We start from the raw sequence: 16,153 nt of genomic DNA, 5'->3' as shown, positions 1-16,153 counted from the left end.
CTCGATGGAACAATGGGCTGAGATATACAAAGCGCTGGCAGATAAAACGAGATTGCATATCCTTGCGCTACTGAAACATGATGAGATGTGCGTCTGTGAACTGGTCGACGTCCTTGCAATGACTCAGCCTGCCATCTCTCAACACCTTCGGAAATTGAAGCAGGCAGGATTAGTTCGAGAACGGAAGACGGCACAGTGGGTCTATTACGGGTTGGACGGATCCAGTGTTCCATTTTTTGATGAATGTATTTCCTTGCTTCCGGATGTATCCAGCGAAATTGAACAGTTACAAGCAAAAGGACTGCGTGTCTCTTGCGAGAATAGTCCTCGAAGAGGAGTAAAGAAATGACGTATCTTGCTTTCGGCATCTTTGTTTTAACTCTGATTTTTGTGATTTGGCAGCCTAAAGGGCTCTCTATTGGGTGGTCAGCCCTTGGGGGCGCCGCCTTGGCGCTTATCTTTGGAGTTGTCAGGCTTCATGACGTGTGGACGGTGACCCAAATTGTTTGGGATGCGACACTTGCTTTTGTGGCCATCATCATCATTTCCACCATCTTGGACAAGATTGGTTTCTTTGAATGGGCGGCTCTCAAGATGGCCCATGCTGCAAAAGGGGACGGGCGGAAGGTTTTCCTCTACGTCACTCTTCTCGGGGCAGTTGTCTCCGCATTCTTTGCGAATGACGGAGCAGCCTTAATCCTGACTCCGATTGTGCTTGAGAAGGTCAAGCTGCTCAAGTTTGATATGAAGAAAATGCTACCGTTTATCATGGCGAGCGGTTTTATTGCAGATACAACATCCTTGCCACTCATCGTAAGTAACTTGGTCAACATCGTGTCGGCAGATTTCTTTCATGTTGGTTTTTTGACCTACGCTGTCCATATGATTGTGCCGGACTTATTTTCACTAGCAGCAAGTATTGGTGTGCTGTATTTGTTTTTCCGTAAGGATATTCCGAGAGCGTATAACCCGAAGGATTTGTCTCAACCATCAGAAGCCATTGCACATCAAGGGATGTTTCGGATGTCGTGGATTATTCTAAGTGTGCTGTTAATCGGTTATATCTTAACGGAACTCCTTCATATTCCGGTGTCCATTGTGGCAGGTTTAGTTGCTATTGTTTTTCTCCTTGCAGGTTCGAGAAGCAAGGTTATTCGGCCTTGGGGAATAATTCGTGAGGCGCCGTGGGCTATTGTGGTTTTCTCCATTGGCATGTACGTGGTCGTGTATGGTTTGCGCAATGTAGGTCTGACCAACGTGCTGGGGAGTATCATTGAAGGCTCGACACACGGTGGTTTATACCTTGGTACACTAGCAACTGGATTTATTGCAGCGATTCTTTCCAGCATTATGAACAACATGCCGACGGTTATGATCGATGCCTTGGCTATCCATTCGACCTCCGCCACAGGGGTGATGCACGATGCACTGGTCTATGCAAACGTCATCGGTAGCGACTTGGGACCGAAAATCACCCCAATTGGTTCTTTGGCCACACTTTTGTGGTTGCATGTGTTGGGTAAAAAAGGGATCACGATTACCTGGGGCAGATACTTCAAAACGGGGATTGTCCTTACGATTCCAACCCTGTTCGTGACACTTTCCGGATTGTACTTGTGGATGTTGCTCGTGGGTTAAATACAGAGATCTGAAGGGAAGGTTTGCATGACGAAGCCAATTATATACTTTCTATGTACCGGGAATTCATGCCGTAGTCAAATTGCCGAAGGCTGGGCAAGACATCTCGGAGGGGACAAAATTGAAGTTTACAGCGCTGGCGTAGAGGCCCATGGATTGAATCCTCGTGCCGTTGCGACCATGAAAGAAGCTAACGTGGACATCTCGCAGCACACGTCCAAATTGATCGACCCAGATCTGTTGAATCGAGCCGACTATGTAATTACCCTTTGTGGCGATGCAAATGACCGTTGCCCAATGACCCCACCGCATGTCACACGTCTACACTGGGGGTTTGAGGATCCAGCTCGGGCGACGGGTACCGAAGAAGAAGTTCAAACGAAGTTTAGGGACGTTCGAAATGCGATTCGGGATAAAATTCAGGAATTCCTGAGCGATATGGCTGAATGAAGTTTGCTGCTTCGGGCTCAGGGTTAGTGCTGGTCGGAGGTAGCAATTGTTGTTAAACAAGACCGCCCGTATCTTCAGGTTTGGGAAGGTGCGGGTTTTCATGTTGTCATGAAAGCATCCGTCTTGAACACTACAATCGCAGTATGCGTGTAATGTTTCCTCGTTGCACAGAAGGAGATTTAGTTCCGACCATGTATCTGACTGCTGATTCTGATGGCGTAACACTTCATGCTTGATAAACCGGTCAAGGTCTGAGATACTGCGCTGCGAGAGGGTCTTCACGGTCATCAATCCTCCCTCACACATACAAGGTGTATTTGAGGATTTCGGACCGTGGCGCCTCGCCTCCACCACATGAAAAGGCCCACCCAATAGGTGGGCCTTTTCTATGTGGTGGAAGGGATGAGGCCGAAGAAACCGCCACGGGTGCGGCCCGCGCGCAGGCCCAAGCGGGGCCGAGCACGGAATTCGTTTCAACCTCTAAGTCGTGGACATCTTCGAATACGCTGCCTTGCGGTTTCCATCAAAGAAACGGATGGCTCCCGTCGCCTCCACCATGTAAAACCACGGATCATCGGATCCGCGGTTTTTTCCATTTTAGGGACTTTATTTTAAACGGATACATATTTATACAGTCAGTTCATGGTACTCTTAATGTAAGTAACGGGGCGGTAATATCCTAAGAGCGTTTAATAACAAAGCAGTTTAGGGTTGCTTGTTGAGCTGGAATTTGTGTCGTTTTTTGTATATCACATCAGCAACAAGATAGATGCAAATTTGTATTGGTACGGAGTAAATGTATTTCCAATGAATCAGGTTGTATATATCAATTGCATGAAAAAACGGTTCTCCAATGTATGATGATGCAACTGCGTAAGCAACTCCTTTGATAACAGGGTTCAATTTGGGTAATATCTGGATCATGGTGAGGACACTCACTGGAACCAGCGTTAAATCAAAGGGGAAGAATGTTGGAACGTTGGGGATAACATTATAGCGATAATGCCAGAGCCCTATTTGGTCGCCCATGATGTCCAAGCAGAGTGCTATCACCATAACAATAAAGCCTACATACAACAGACGGTCCATGTCTGAACGCTTCCTTGAACTTAGGTACCACAGCAACCACGGGATAACAGCACAGGTGACGCCAAGCCACCATTGCCATGAGAAGAGAACGTAATGTTGCCAGAGATATACTTTCGTGTGAATTAGTAGAGTAATTCCATTCACATTATTGTCGAATAACTTAAGTAGTTGTTGATGTGTTGGTTGCATTGCGGGAACCTTCCTATACTCGTATATACGGTTTAAGATTCCCAAGAAAGCTAAGTTACATTCAGGATGAACGTATTGAGATTCTCAATACAAAAATTGTATATAAATGTAAAATAAGGGCATTATTTTGGGCGTGAGAAGGTTAAGAAGGAGACGTCCTAATGATTATTGTCCTGTTTTCCCTGCTCTTCCTTGTAGTATTGCTTCTAACGAGATCGTACAGATGTGTTGAACAGTACTACTCGACTATCCTTTACATATCGTTAATGTCCGTCTTTTACACTCTAATATGTACTAATTATGGTCTGTGGACTTTTCGTGTTTGGTGGATTTTTACGAATCAAGCGGTGGCTCTCCTGGAAGCCGTCATACTGTTCCCTTCGACGACAGCACTTTTCCTGAGGTACCTACCTCGGCATTCACGCTTCACGATGTTGTACTTTATCCTTTTCGTCGCTCTCTATATCGTTATGGAATACATCATGATACAACTTGGAGAAATCAGATATACACAAGGGTGGAATTTAGGCTGGTCAACCGTAGTTGATGTCTTGATGTTTTTGTTTATGTTACTTCACGAACGGAGCAAGAGGTTGACATGGATACTCACCGTGGTCGTTGTTGCATTCTTCATAAGGTGGTTCGATGTACCTTTGTTTGCATTGTAGAAATGCTCATAGTGGTGCATATGCCCGATACACAAGTACATCTTGATTGAACGGGGGCTCTTCATCAACAGGCTGTCGCTGTATAAGTTGGGACTATTATGGATCTAACAGGGTGTGAATAATTCCTCACATTCGCGCTACATCTTCGTTTCTGACATGGCACGAGTCTTGTTGGCAAACATATGCTTAAAATCTTGTAAGCAAACCTGCGTTTTAGTTTCATTTATGACATACATGGCCACATTGAGGGAACAATCCCTAATGTGTTGATATATGAGAACCGTGAGGGGGTGCATGGTTGCAAAAGGTTAAGCTTATAGTTTATTCCATATTGGTGTCCTTTGCAGTATTGATGTCGGGGTCCATTCAATCTCATCAGGCATTCGCCCAGCAGAGAAATGTTACAGATACTGTGAAGTTTCGAGTTGTATCTGCTGAAGATTTCCGGGCACTTTCAGGTGCTCGTGTGATTGTCGTAGCCTCAGATGGCCACGTCTTAAAAACCGGTTTGACAGACTCCAAGGGGATTTGGTCTGCCTCACTCACCGTACCGTCAGACCCTCGATTTAACAACATGGGAGTTGTCACCGCTATTTGTGTAGCTAATGGACACAACGAGAATGTGGTTTTTGAAGTACCGGTAAAGCAGGGAACAGTTCAACCAATCACGCTGTATCCCATCAAGCCGAAGTTGAGAAACGAAGCGCATGCATCGTTAGGGCAATTGCATCATCTGGATGTGATTGAAATTGTAAACAAGTATGCGAGGGAAATTGGCCTGACGAAGCAGCCTGCCATTGCAGGAGAACTTGGTTACGCACCTTGGGGGCCAGCATTGAAAAGCGGGCGATAGTTGGTGGACGGTTTCAATCTTGTATAAAGGTTGACTTTTCAGTCAAAATGGTGTATGATTTGACTGTTCAAGCGTGATCGTCTATGTGTGTAAACATGTTGAGCCGTTCTTTTTGCGCCTCATGTGGGTGCAGAGTAGAACGGTTTTATATTTGAGTGAATTGAACAAATATTGTGCTCGGTGAGCACTGCAGGAGGAATTCAATTGAATCAAGGTACAGTTAAGTGGTTTAACTCGGAAAAGGGTTTTGGTTTTATTCAAGTGGAAGACGGAGAAGATGTCTTTGTCCATTTTAGCGCCATTCAAGGGGACGGATACAAGAGTCTTGAAGAAGGTCAACGAGTGACATTTGACATTGTTCAAGGTCCGAAAGGTCCACAAGCAGCAAACGTAGCATGAGCTATTCTGAACAACCGGACTGTCCCTCTAAGGTGTCACTTTGATTCCTGGTGGGGCAGTCTTTTTTTATCACTGGTTTAGCATTAGCAGTCCATCTTACCACCAAATAGGAAGGGGTAATTTTGATGGGGAACTTTGGTAACCGCAGGAAGCCTGTTTCTGAACATGTGTACGCAGATTCAATTGTTTGGCAGTGCTCGACCTGCGTTTGCTGGTCGAGAGACGAATTCATCTACGTCGCAAATCCCGTGTGTCCTATGTGTAAGGGCTCAATGAATAGAGTAACCAAAAATATCCGCATCGAATAAAAAGCTTCAGTCCACGTACCAATTCTTTTTACAAGACAACTTTAGCTCGGAGTTGCGGTTTGGAGCCTATTTTAGCTACTCGATGTCAATTGGCTTGACACTGATTCTGACAGTACCGGCAGCGGGCTTTCTGGTACGAACGTTTATCATATTCACCACCTTGGCCGCAGAGTGCCAAATTACGGTTTCCAACCTATAGATGACAAAGTAGCGTATCTTCAGGGGGTCTCGACCGTCAATTTGCTGTCTAGTTTGCGCTCGCTACGTTTCCGACTGTGGGACGAAGACAATAAGAAATTCATCGGGTTCAAGGGAACAGTGGACAGCGACGCAACTATAACCTCCGAGAAATATCTGAAAGTATTGACGCTTCTTTTGGGGCATTCCCTCTATTGCGCTTTTTGGTTCAGCCTTCGCTCGTTTCGGCATCGACTGTGGGATGCATTTTAAAGATACAAAAAAATGTTTAACCCAGTAACGTTCAGGTTTGTTGTACCGCATGGGAAGTTCCGTTTAGATTAGAATAGCCCCTGTACAGGGGCTAATGTCTCAGTCGATTCGCTAACTACGACTACGTTCTTCGCTTGGGGACCGCGTTGTCCTTCAACGATTAAAACTCGACGCATTGACCTTCTTCAAAGTACAGAAGCCAATGTTTTGGATTCCGCCGAAATTCTACCCGGGCATGCTCGATAGGATCCGACTAACATTCCCTTCCCTGGCCTAATGGCCGGGAATCCTTGTTGTGTAAAACAAAAAGGACATCCCTACCGTCAAGGATGCCTGGGCTCGTGGGTTGCGTCAGGGCAGAATCGAAGGCGGACTGGGTTCCATCGTGAAGGCTGGTGTCAATGACCGTTTGCTCGCTTGTAACTGGTCTCTGCACTTGTCCAAATTAAAATATCAATTTCCTTCAAGACATCGATGTTCACTGTAGCCCATATGCAGTCGTCACGTCTTGAAGAAGTGGATATTTTAAATCCTCGATTGATGTCGTATTCTTTAGTCGAACATTCATTGGGATAAACCCTACCGTTCCAACGATCGTGAATTTCTTTCCTCAAAAGTTCCGCTTGTTCGCTGATATGCGTCGCCCCTTCCCAATGTCTAGTATACCGCTATTTATAACCAACGATTCTAATGAAGACTACACGATCTTTCCAGCAGCATGGTCGGGGTTTGTTAACATAGAGGAGTAAACGTTCTGTCGCAAAGAGACATGACAAAATGGGCTAGCAACTACCGCATCGGATGGAGGATTCGAACGTCAAGGGCATGATATCGAACAGAATAGAATACCATGAGGGAATGGGGACATGAACGGAAAATGAATGCGTATGACAAGTTAGTACAACAAAAGCGACATGGAGAGAAGCTCGATATCAAGCAGCTTACATATGAGATCCTTCACCACCTATGGTGGGACGAAGACTGCTCGGACGGGGACATTGCGAAATTATTCGGGGTGACGAAAAAGAAAATTACGAATCTGCGTTTTAAATGGGGAATGAAGGTACCGGAAACCATTGTAAGTGAATTTGAGACACGAAGCGATGGATGCATTCCAGCTGTCGAAGAAAATGAAAAAGTGAGCGTGTTGTCGAAAGAGGCTACTGTATTGTTACGCAAACTAAATGGACTAAACGATGTCGAACTCGAATCTCTTCGTTTGGCGTTGGCGCGTCGTTTTCCAGCCTTCGTTGAGGTGAAACAGGAAACTGATTTTATTCAATCGGTAGAACGAGTCATACGTAAGTTTGGCAACCAGAAGTAAAACTCTGGGGGCTTGTAGAGGGGAAGAGGCAGTTTTTCATACTTTGGGGTATGAGAAGTCAACGGATATTAAACGACGTGATGGGGTGTTGGACTGCCTTCTAGATTAGGTCTCCCCCGTTATCGATTCTGGGACGAGAATAACAATAGATTGACAGTCCTTGTAAAGAGTAATTGTTCTCATTACCCTTTCTATGTGTTAGAGTCGAGTCTTCACCGAATGAAGGGCTCTGCGGGGTCCTTTGCCTTTGGAAGAGACAATCGAAGAGAAACCGACAGGTTCGTTAGAGCGATGCACCGAGCACGGTATTCGTATCGAGTAAGGCGCGGTATGAACTCGTCGGTCAGGGCGAATGATGTGATGCAGTGAAACTCCACAAATAACCGTTTTAGACGCACCGTGCGCATGGTAGGTCTCTCGAACGAGATCGTGGGCACTTGCCCTGGTCGTTGTGTGTAATTGCATAGAATGAACGGTGACCACTGTGCTACATGAAAAGGAGCATTTTATATGAGTAAGGGAAGTTTCAAAGGCTATCGGCTAAGTGAGGACATCGTCCGCTCGTTGGATAGTTTGGGCTATAAACACCCCACGGACGTCCAAAATGAAGTGATACCTATTGCCCTGGGGAAAAAGGACCTTGTTGTGAAATCCGGAACAGGAAGTGGCAAAACGGCAGCATTCGGAATTCCGATTTGTGAATTGGTGGAGTGGGAAGAGAATAAACCTCAAGCGCTCATATTAACCCCCACACGCGAGCTCGCAGCACAAGTGAAAGAGGATATCACGAATATCGGGAGACTGAAGCGAATTAAAGCAACTGCTGTTTATGGGAAGGAACCTTTTGCTAGACAACAGGCCGAATTAAAGCAAAAAAGCCATGTTGTTGTGGGCACACCGGGCCGTGTACTCGATCATATTGAACGAAGGACATTGGACCTGAAACGGCTGACATTTCTTGTGATTGATGAAGCTGATGAGATGTTGAACATGGGATTTATCAAACAGGTAGAAGCTATAATTCGTGAGCTGCCCAAGGACCGCGTAACCATGTTATTTTCCGCTACGCTTCCAGAAGATGTTCAAAACCTATGTCATCGATACATGAAAAATCCTATTGATGTAGAGATCGGGATTGAAGAGAATGAAACAATGGCAGTGCAAACTGAGCATACTCTGTTAATCGTGAAAGAAGAAGACAAATTCAACCTTCTTACGGATATAACAGTCGTTGAGAATCCGGATAGTTGTATTATTTTTTGTCGAACTCAAGAACGTGTGGAAAACACATTTAGAAATTTAAGTCGCCTTGCTTATCCCTGTGACAAAATTCATGGAGGTATGGAACAGGACCAACGGTTTAATGTCATGAACAAGTTTAAACGAGGGGAATTTCGATATCTGGTTGCAACGGATGTCGCTGCGAGAGGAATTGATATTGAAAATGTCACGCATGTGATTAACTATGATCTTCCTTTGGAAAAGGAAAGCTATGTGCATCGCACCGGTAGAACGGGACGGGCCGGCAAGACTGGGAAGGCGATTACCTTTGTTACGCCCTATGAAGGGAAATTCTTATCGGATATTGAAGGCTTCATTGGGTTCGAAATCCTCAGGGCGGATGCTCCCTCAAAAGAAGAAGTGGCATCTATGAGGGCGGCTTTTGAAGAAAAGCTGCAGGCTCGGCCAACCATTAAAAGGAATAAGAATGAACAACTAAATTACAACATCTTGAAGCTATATTTTAATGGTGGCAAGAAAAAGAAAATCAGAGCCGTAGATTTTGTCGGCACCATTGCTAAAATCGAAGGTGTAACAGCCGAAGATATTGGGATTATTACGATACAGGACAATGTTTCGTATGTTGACATATTAAACGGTAAAGGGCCACTTGTTCTCAATGCCATGAAAAACACGACCATTAAAGGGAAGCTATTAAAGGTGCATCGTGCAATCGAGCAGTAAACGCGGAAAAGCTCTGTATAACCGGTGAACTGTATCAATAATGGAGGTCGTGGTTATGTCCTGACACGATTCGCCTCCACTATGTAAAACCACGGATCATCGGATCAATAACGCCCCAGGAGGTAACGGAATGGGTAATAAGCAAACGCCATTCTGTAATGGGATGGATAGGGGCAGCACTTGGTGCTGAAACTCAATGCCCCGACGCGAAAGCGTGCTGACTTACTCGTGGTCATCCAGCTAGGACTTACTCGGCAGAGATACGAAAGGGGAACCTGTTATGAACCGTCCAACCGCAATAAGCGAGCCAACTATTGGTTCTGGTCGGGTCTTCGCTCCATTCGGCATCCTGTTGGTCTGCTGACGGGCTTGTTCTCTGTCTGACAGCCAGACCTAGAGGACCATTCTGGGGTACAGGATGGCCCCCTGCAGAATACGAAGCCCCATTTTTCGTATGGACCACTCATGCGAGAGAAGCGAGTAGTTGACGAAACTGCTACACCTTGTAACGAAAGACCATGAAGGCTATATACCGGATTTGCGGTTGATGTAGAGGTTGCGATAGTAGCCATGGATGGATGAGTATCCGGTATATCACTGTGACCAAACGAATGACAGATCTCTTCACGTTCGATTGTGAGCTTTTGTCGCTGAGAATCCACATTTACGGATGGCATACCCAAACATGGGTACAAAAGACGGCGTCACAAACTAGACAGCTTTGTGTTTAGAGATGAAGCCTAGGCCAAAGTTTCACTGCCATTCGTGATGTTGCAAGGAAGTTTCACTCCATCACCTCGAAACGAGTCTGATGGATGGTCCTTACACTACGCTTATGCAAATGTGGTGCTTTTACCGTCGGGCGCCGCGTCCTCCCCCGTTGGGGCGAAGAGATTTCCGGTGACGGTCACCTTTGTTATCTCGGTACGTCGGCTTTTTGACGCGAATTGGCTGCTCCGGAGTCAGTTCAATGGGCACTTCTGTCGTATTCACTGTCAACAACTGAATCGCAGAAGCTACCAGCGAAATCGAGTCCTGTTGCTCAAGCAGTTCCTCAGCAAGGCCACGGAAGCCCCCTAGATTGTCCAAATTGCTATTGTTCAACAATCGTTCCATGGCAACTTTTTGTTTACTGTATTTTGCCTCGATCACGGTTGGAACTGGACGACGCTCAATTTGACGCTTCGTGGCGCGCTCAATTTGACGCAGGTGTTCGATTTCGCGAGGCGTAACAAAGGTGGATGCAATGCCAGTTTTTCCTGCGCGTCCTGTTCTACCGATCCGGTGAACGTAACTATCTACATCTTGCGGGATGTCAAAGTTGTAGACATGTGTCACTCCAGATATGTCGATGCCTCTTGCCGCAACGTCGGTCGCCACTAAGACCTCGAGACTTCCGTCGCGGAATTTGCTCATAACACTGTCTCGTTGTCTTTGATTCAAGTCGCCGTGCAATCCCTCTGCTAAATAACCACGCGTCTGTAATGCATTTGAAAGCTCATCGACTCGACGTCTGGTCCGACCGAAGACGATAGCAAGTTCCGGATTTTGAATGTCCAATAGTCTCGTTAACACATCGAGTTTGTGGCTTTCGTGCACTTCATAGTAAGCCTGTTCGATGGTTGGAACCATAATGTCCTGTGCCTTTATCGACACGACCGTGAAGTCACGCATGAATTTTTTGGCCAGTTTTTGCACACCCGGCTTGATGGTAGCGGAGAACAACAATGTCTGTCGCTGCGGTGGGCAGGCGGACAAAATGGTCTCGATATCCTCAATGAATCCCATATCGAGCATTTCATCGGCTTCATCCAACACAACCATACCGACATGCTGCATGTTAACCGTGCGTCGATTCATGTGGTCCATTAATCGTCCTGGCGTAGCAACGATTACGCTCGGCTGATTTTTCAGCGCCCGAATTTGGCGTTGAATCTCATGCCCGCCATAGACAGCGAGTACTCGTACACCCTTCTTGGCTCCCACCTTCGCGATCTCTTCCGCCACCTGAATGCAGAGTTCTCGGGTGGGGGTGAGGATGAGGGCTTGGACATTGTGCTGAGTCGTATCGACTGCCTCAACTACAGGAATTGAAAATGCCACGGTCTTCCCGGTTCCGGTTTGTGCTTGACCAATTAAATCTTGACCAGAAAGTGCAATGGGTATAGCTTCCATTTGGATGGCTGTGGCGGATTCGAAACCCATTTCCTCTAAAGAATCTAGTACTTCGTCACTCAAATTTAGTTCCCTAAACAATGCCATGCGTCAAAACTCCTTCTTTGTGCACCTCTTTATTCCATGAATGTTTCATCAGCAAGGAAAGCGGGCTATCTCTTCCGGTATCAAACGATGCCAGAAGAGATAGCCCGCTGTCTACAACTAGCTTTACGCAACGTTTGCGGCTTGTGGACCTCTTGGACCATCAACAATGTCAAACCTCACGCGCTGGCCTTCTTCAAGGGTTTCATACAATTTTCTCCTAGTGATCGCTGAGTACGATACTTGTTCATGGGCGTCGTTCGCTTGTGTAAGTAAATAAAGCCATCCCTATAGTGCCCCACTATGAGGCTCAACAAGGACGGCTCATAATTTCATACATGCATACGAATTACCATTACACAAATGTATATATTAGTACAGTTTTGGAAAAAAGTCAACGCTAATGCTTCGCAACGTAGCGCCGCTACAATGGTGTCGAGGCAGATGCAGCAGAGCAAATGGTGTTAGACAGGCTTCGAGTGGCGGTCACGAATCCCAAGGTGCTGCGGAACGCGGTGCCAGCGATCATCTGCAGGCGAAACGGGCACCACAAGCAGATAGATGCTGAATCGGCGTCGGTGACAAGTCGCCCAGCCTAGGGACAAGTAATATCGACTGTACGAGATCGACCGGATCCATCGGGACATGACGGTGAAGCGGGTCAAGTTAAACACTGTCGTGGAGGGATTCTACACCGACTTATAGAATGTATTTAAGTTGCAAGACATGTAAAGGGGCGTAGGTGCCATGTTAGCAGAACAGAATACAGCTGCAAAACATGAAAGAGTAAAAGTTCTCGTCAAGTGCCAGTCGTGTGGCCAACGTTTCATTATGCGCGGGGTACCAAATAAGGAAGGGGACATAGAGACGGGATTTAAGAGGTGTATGTGCGGCAATGCGGATGTTGAGATAACGGCGGTTGAGCGGAGCGTACCGAACAGGTTGGGTTATCGACTCAAAAACAATGATGATTCTGAGGTTATTTGACCACATTCACCAATTCCTCACTCGAATGACCATGAATTCACGTCCAGAATTTTTCGAGCCTAAATCTCATCTTTGACAGCCCCCTAGGCCCAGCAAGGGATTGTAGGGGGTATTTTGCCCTACAACGCAAAGAGCCCCAATCTAGTTGGGGCCTTCAAGTCTGAATTCGGACTAAACGAGGGTGCCGGATGAGGTCTGACGCAGGTGGATGGCCTTTGCAGGAAGCGGAACGTTCAGTGCCTTGAGCACCTGAACCAGGTTCTGTGGCGGAGGTGGTACGCTAAGGAACTCTTTCCCGAGAAACTCAGCCTTCATGACGTGCCAGCTCTTTTACAATTTCCCTCGCCGGTGTACCAGTGCTCGCCCAGTTCTTCGAGCCGTTGCTCACGCTCTGTAGCGTTGTCCATCTGCTTCGCTTCGTGTTCACGCTGTTCCCACCAGCGGCGGTATATCACTTGAATCGCCTGCTCGAACAGATACGCAAGTACACAGATGAAGATGTGGCCACGAACTCGCTTTTCGTTCCAGTGGTACACCGGGCCGACATCAAGGAAGTTCTTAATCTCTCTGAACGTCCGTTCCACGTTCATCAACATTTTGTATGAAGTGACCACCTGCTCAGCAGGTAAATTGGTGTTGGTCCCTCAATGGACGAACCCGAAGGTGGTTTGAAGTAGTTGTCAAACGGAAGCTGGCAACTATCCTTCATTCATATCGCTGGAATAAATTTGATAATTGGCTTTGCCAGCGCGCTTTGCACGATACATGGCTACATCAGCCTGTTCCAGTAAAGCGTCAACGTCTGAACCGTCTTCGGGATATAAACTTACACCAATACTTGCTGACAGAGTGAGAGACTGCCCGTGAATGTAAATCGGAGTTTCGAACTCTGTCAGCATACTGTGAACTATTCTTGTGACCGTCGCTATGCTGCCGTAATTCGGGATCACGACGACGAACTCATCACCGCCAACGCGGCAGACCATATCCGACCTCCGAATGCATCGGTGGATTCTTCTTGATAACTCAGTCAGGAGTTGGTCGCCCGTAGCATGTCCATATGTATCGTTCACACTCTTGAAATCATCCACGTCTAGAAACAAGAAGGCAACAGTATTAAACCTGTTTTTCCATTCCTTGGTTAAATACATGTATATAAAGTTTCTATTAAAGGCACGAGTGAGTGCATCTCGAAACGCAAACCGCTCTAGTTCAACGACGTATCCAAGAAGCGTGGCCATGGTCTTTAGCAATTGTATATCCCGCGCGGAGTATTCATAACCGCGGTTGTCGAGCCCGCATATCGTTCCGCAGACCGTGTCGTCGCTAAGCAGGATTGGAACGCCAATAAACGATGTATCGCCCAATTGACTGGTCACATCGAGGTTTCTAGTCCGAATGTCCGTTCTTGTGCTTTCTATCACAACAGGTCTAGTTGCATTTTTGGTTACTAAATTGCAATAGGTCTCGGCTAGGGATGTACCCTCACCTTCCTCTATGAGTATCTCGTTGCGGTTGAGGGCATTCAGAATAAAATTTGTGTTTTCGTCATTGACAGCGACAAAGAGTGTGTTCACCCCAATGAATTCGCCCAAAATTTCCAGTACCTGTTCGACTGTGTCCTGCAAATTATTTATGTTAATGCTGTTCGGTGTATTCATTACCAATTACCGCCCTTTTTGTGTAAGGCATTTAGCTTTCTATATTGTATTAATGTATTTTGAGGAGCCTTGTAAACTTATCCGCTGGAAGCGGACGACTGAACAAAAACCCTTGCAGTTCATCGCAGCCCACCTCGACAAGAAACTCCCTCTGGGAATGCGTCTCGACCCCTTCACCTACGACTTGTAAATCAATACGATGAGCCAGTTGAGTTACGGTGGACACAATGGCCCGGCTCTTAAAATCGAGATCCTGTACAAACGACTGGTCTATCTTCAAATAATCAGCGGTGAACCTCTTTAGAATCTCGAGTGACGAGTATCCGGTTCCAAAGTCATCAATAGAAATTCTCACGCCCGCATTTCGAATTCTTTTTACCGCAGCAATAATATCCTCTCCGTACTCAATGACCGCTGTTTCTGTCACTTCGATTTCAAGCAAATTTGGGTTTACTGAAGTTTTATCAAGATACTTGAGCAACGTGTCGACGAATCCGCCTCTTATCAATTGCTGGGGGGATATGTTGATGGCGACGCGGGGGATGTTTGAAGAGTATCCAAGCCAGTCTTGCACCTGTTGTAAAGCCCGCCGCAGTACCCAATCGCCAATATCTATTATTAGTGAACTCTGTTCGGCTACCGGGATGAACTCCGTAGGGGGAAGAAGTCCTCTAGTGGGGTGCCGCCAACGAATTAGGGCTTCTGCACCCACAATCTGGTTTGTTTGAGCACACATTCGCGGCTGGTAATGGAGAACAAACTCATCTCGTTCGAGGGCGAGCACTAGTTCATCCTCTAGATAGATAACCGCAATCTTAGGAATAACCCTGTGTGAATCATGAACGTATGCGACATTCCTGCCACGTTTCTTTGCCTCTGAAACAGCTGTGTATGCATTTCGCATCAAGTGATGGAGGTTGTCACCACAATCGTTCCAGTTGGCGATTCCGATACTTGCAGTGATTTTCACGGAATGCCCTGCGATTGAAATGGGTTGACGAATCTCCGCCGCTAATTCTTCGCCCATTTGATACAAATCGTCGGAAGCACAAGTTCCTCGTAACAGAATCCCAAACTCGTCCCCTCCCAATCGGGCAACGATGCTGTGCGGTGAGACCAAATTCGATAGACGTTTTGATATGCATTTCAAGACTCCATCAGCGAATCGTTCGCCCAGGGAGTCATTGATCCGAAGAAATCTGTCTAAGTTAATGACCGCAACGGCAAACGACTCCTCCTGCTCACGCAAGTCTTGAATTTCAGACTGTACCGCTGTAAAAAACGACATACGATTCGGCAGAAGTGTCAGAGGATCAGTGAAGAGATTGCTTATGGACCTAAAATGATGTAGTACCAGGCACATCGAAAGAGCATTTTCAAACTCCCGTATGACCTGTCTTTCAATTGTCGGTATGCTGTCTCCGAAGTCAATCACGATACATGCAAACAGGCGGCCAGACTTGAACTCATATTGTATTGTTCTTAGAGTTCGCCTGTCTTCGACCACCTGCGTAATCACATCCTTAAACTCGTGTACAGGATTCATAGCACCCATCTGTTGCAGTTTTCGCGTGATCCAGTTCTGAATTCCGTCTACGACGTCGGAGTCGAAGTGCTGATCTGGATGGAGTGTTGATCCTTGGTTTGTTTCACTGTCGTACCATGTAAGGAGAACATGTGACTGGGGGAGTCTCGAGGTAACCATATGCAACAGAAACTGGAATTCATCTGACTGGATCGGGTTGTTTAGAACATGTTCTGCTAACTCATTTAGAGGTGTAATTTTGCGGCTTATGCCACTGTAAACCGACATATTTATCATTACCCACCTTTGTAGTTGGTGAGCGATGAAATTGCTTGTATCTAATTGGCAACTCTTGGGTGGTGGGAAAGCCATGTGTAACGCCATATAT

Annotated in this window: 13 protein-coding genes and 2 pseudogenes; 9 read left to right on the top strand and 6 right to left on the bottom strand. The window is 46.4% G+C overall.

Annotated features, from left to right (window positions below; genetic code table 11):
* Positions 1–4: 4 nt before the first annotated feature.
* Genes AN477_RS10585 through arsC form a run of 3 tightly spaced genes read left to right on the top strand, consistent with a single transcriptional unit; the run spans position 5 to position 2,088 of the window.
* Complete coding sequence (locus AN477_RS10585) at positions 5–349, top strand: ArsR/SmtB family transcription factor (RefSeq protein WP_054969173.1); 345 nt, start codon at positions 5–7, stop codon at positions 347–349.
* On the top strand, positions 346–1,638 hold the full coding sequence (locus AN477_RS10580) for an arsenic transporter (protein ID WP_054969126.1): 1,293 nt from the start codon (positions 346–348) through the stop codon (positions 1,636–1,638). The genes AN477_RS10585 and AN477_RS10580 overlap by 4 nt, the downstream gene beginning before the upstream one ends.
* Positions 1,639–1,665: 27 nt before the next feature.
* Positions 1,666–2,088 (top strand): arsenate reductase (thioredoxin), encoded by a 423-nt coding sequence (arsC, locus tag AN477_RS10575; protein WP_054969125.1) that lies wholly within the window; start codon positions 1,666–1,668, stop codon positions 2,086–2,088.
* A gap of 705 nt (positions 2,089–2,793) precedes the next feature.
* On the opposite strand, the gene AN477_RS10570 is transcribed toward arsC, so the two are convergent.
* Positions 2,794–3,366 carry a CBO0543 family protein gene (locus tag AN477_RS10570; RefSeq protein WP_054969124.1) on the bottom strand — a complete coding sequence of 191 codons (573 nt, stop codon included), beginning with the start codon at positions 3,364–3,366 and terminating at the stop codon, positions 2,794–2,796.
* A 161-nt stretch (positions 3,367–3,527) separates the two neighbouring features.
* Here AN477_RS10570 and AN477_RS25885 point away from each other — a divergent pair, with 161 nt between their 5' ends.
* The 6 genes from AN477_RS25885 to AN477_RS10545 all read left to right on the top strand — a co-directional run bounded on the left by AN477_RS25885 (position 3,528) and on the right by AN477_RS10545 (position 9,333).
* Positions 3,528–4,034, top strand: coding sequence for a CBO0543 family protein (locus AN477_RS25885; protein ID WP_054969123.1), 507 nt, complete (start codon positions 3,528–3,530; stop codon positions 4,032–4,034).
* A gap of 298 nt (positions 4,035–4,332) precedes the next feature.
* Positions 4,333–4,887: a hypothetical protein gene (locus tag AN477_RS10560; protein WP_054969122.1), complete on the top strand. Its 555-nt coding sequence runs from the start codon at positions 4,333–4,335 to the stop codon at positions 4,885–4,887.
* Positions 4,888–5,091: 204 nt separating this feature from the next.
* Positions 5,092–5,286, top strand: coding sequence for a cold-shock protein (locus AN477_RS10555; RefSeq protein ID WP_054969121.1), 195 nt, complete (start codon positions 5,092–5,094; stop codon positions 5,284–5,286).
* A gap of 125 nt (positions 5,287–5,411) precedes the next feature.
* Positions 5,412–5,594, top strand: coding sequence for a cold-inducible protein YdjO-related protein (locus tag AN477_RS23780; RefSeq protein WP_083486164.1), 183 nt, complete (start codon positions 5,412–5,414; stop codon positions 5,592–5,594).
* Between the two features lie 1,327 nt (positions 5,595–6,921).
* Complete coding sequence (locus AN477_RS10550; RefSeq protein WP_054969120.1) at positions 6,922–7,368, top strand: hypothetical protein; 447 nt, start codon at positions 6,922–6,924, stop codon at positions 7,366–7,368.
* Positions 7,369–7,878: 510 nt separating this feature from the next.
* On the top strand, positions 7,879–9,333 hold the full coding sequence (locus tag AN477_RS10545; protein ID WP_054969119.1) for a DEAD/DEAH box helicase: 1,455 nt from the start codon (positions 7,879–7,881) through the stop codon (positions 9,331–9,333).
* A gap of 852 nt (positions 9,334–10,185) precedes the next feature.
* On the opposite strand, the gene cshA is transcribed toward AN477_RS10545, so the two are convergent.
* The 5 genes and pseudogenes from cshA to AN477_RS10520 all read right to left on the bottom strand — a co-directional run bounded on the left by cshA (position 10,186) and on the right by AN477_RS10520 (position 16,053).
* Positions 10,186–11,595, bottom strand: a complete 1,410-nt coding sequence (cshA, locus tag AN477_RS10540) for a degradosome RNA helicase CshA (protein ID WP_054969118.1) — start codon at positions 11,593–11,595, stop codon at positions 10,186–10,188.
* Between the two features lie 123 nt (positions 11,596–11,718).
* Positions 11,719–11,835 (bottom strand): annotated as a pseudogene (locus AN477_RS23775) (cold shock domain-containing protein); the annotation flags it as partial.
* Positions 11,836–12,750: 915 nt separating this feature from the next.
* Positions 12,751–13,220: pseudogene (locus AN477_RS25880) on the bottom strand (IS1634 family transposase); the annotation flags it as partial.
* A gap of 57 nt (positions 13,221–13,277) precedes the next feature.
* Positions 13,278–14,240, bottom strand: coding sequence for a sensor domain-containing diguanylate cyclase (locus tag AN477_RS10525; RefSeq protein ID WP_054969115.1), 963 nt, complete (start codon positions 14,238–14,240; stop codon positions 13,278–13,280).
* A gap of 49 nt (positions 14,241–14,289) precedes the next feature.
* A complete protein-coding gene (locus AN477_RS10520) occupies positions 14,290–16,053 on the bottom strand; it encodes a putative bifunctional diguanylate cyclase/phosphodiesterase (RefSeq protein ID WP_054969114.1) in 1,764 nt (587 codons plus the stop codon).
* Between the last annotated feature and the right edge of the window lie 100 nt (positions 16,054–16,153).

Origin of the sequence: Paenalicyclobacillus ferrooxydans, assembly GCF_001399675.1 — a bacterium.
GTDB lineage: Bacteria > Bacillota > Bacilli > Alicyclobacillales > Alicyclobacillaceae > Alicyclobacillus_B > Alicyclobacillus_B ferrooxydans.
Note: the sequence above shows the minus strand (reverse complement) of the source record. Positions and strands in the feature narration are given on the sequence as shown.

Coding starts and splice junctions, on each gene's coding strand:
- AN477_RS10550 (WP_054969120.1), top strand. CDS start 6,922: ATGAATGCGTATGACAAGTTAGTACAACAAAAGCGACATGGAGAGAAG.
- AN477_RS10580 (WP_054969126.1), top strand. CDS start 346: ATGACGTATCTTGCTTTCGGCATCTTTGTTTTAACTCTGATTTTTGTG.
- AN477_RS10545 (WP_054969119.1), top strand. CDS start 7,879: ATGAGTAAGGGAAGTTTCAAAGGCTATCGGCTAAGTGAGGACATCGTC.
- AN477_RS10570 (WP_054969124.1), bottom strand. CDS start 3,366: ATGCAACCAACACATCAACAACTACTTAAGTTATTCGACAATAATGTG.
- AN477_RS10525 (WP_054969115.1), bottom strand. CDS start 14,240: ATGAATACACCGAACAGCATTAACATAAATAATTTGCAGGACACAGTC.
- AN477_RS10585 (WP_054969173.1), top strand. CDS start 5: ATGGAACAATGGGCTGAGATATACAAAGCGCTGGCAGATAAAACGAGA.
- AN477_RS25885 (WP_054969123.1), top strand. CDS start 3,528: ATGATTATTGTCCTGTTTTCCCTGCTCTTCCTTGTAGTATTGCTTCTA.
- cshA (WP_054969118.1), bottom strand. CDS start 11,595: ATGGCATTGTTTAGGGAACTAAATTTGAGTGACGAAGTACTAGATTCT.
- arsC (WP_054969125.1), top strand. CDS start 1,666: ATGACGAAGCCAATTATATACTTTCTATGTACCGGGAATTCATGCCGT.
- AN477_RS23780 (WP_083486164.1), top strand. CDS start 5,412: ATGGGGAACTTTGGTAACCGCAGGAAGCCTGTTTCTGAACATGTGTAC.
- AN477_RS10520 (WP_054969114.1), bottom strand. CDS start 16,053: ATGTCGGTTTACAGTGGCATAAGCCGCAAAATTACACCTCTAAATGAG.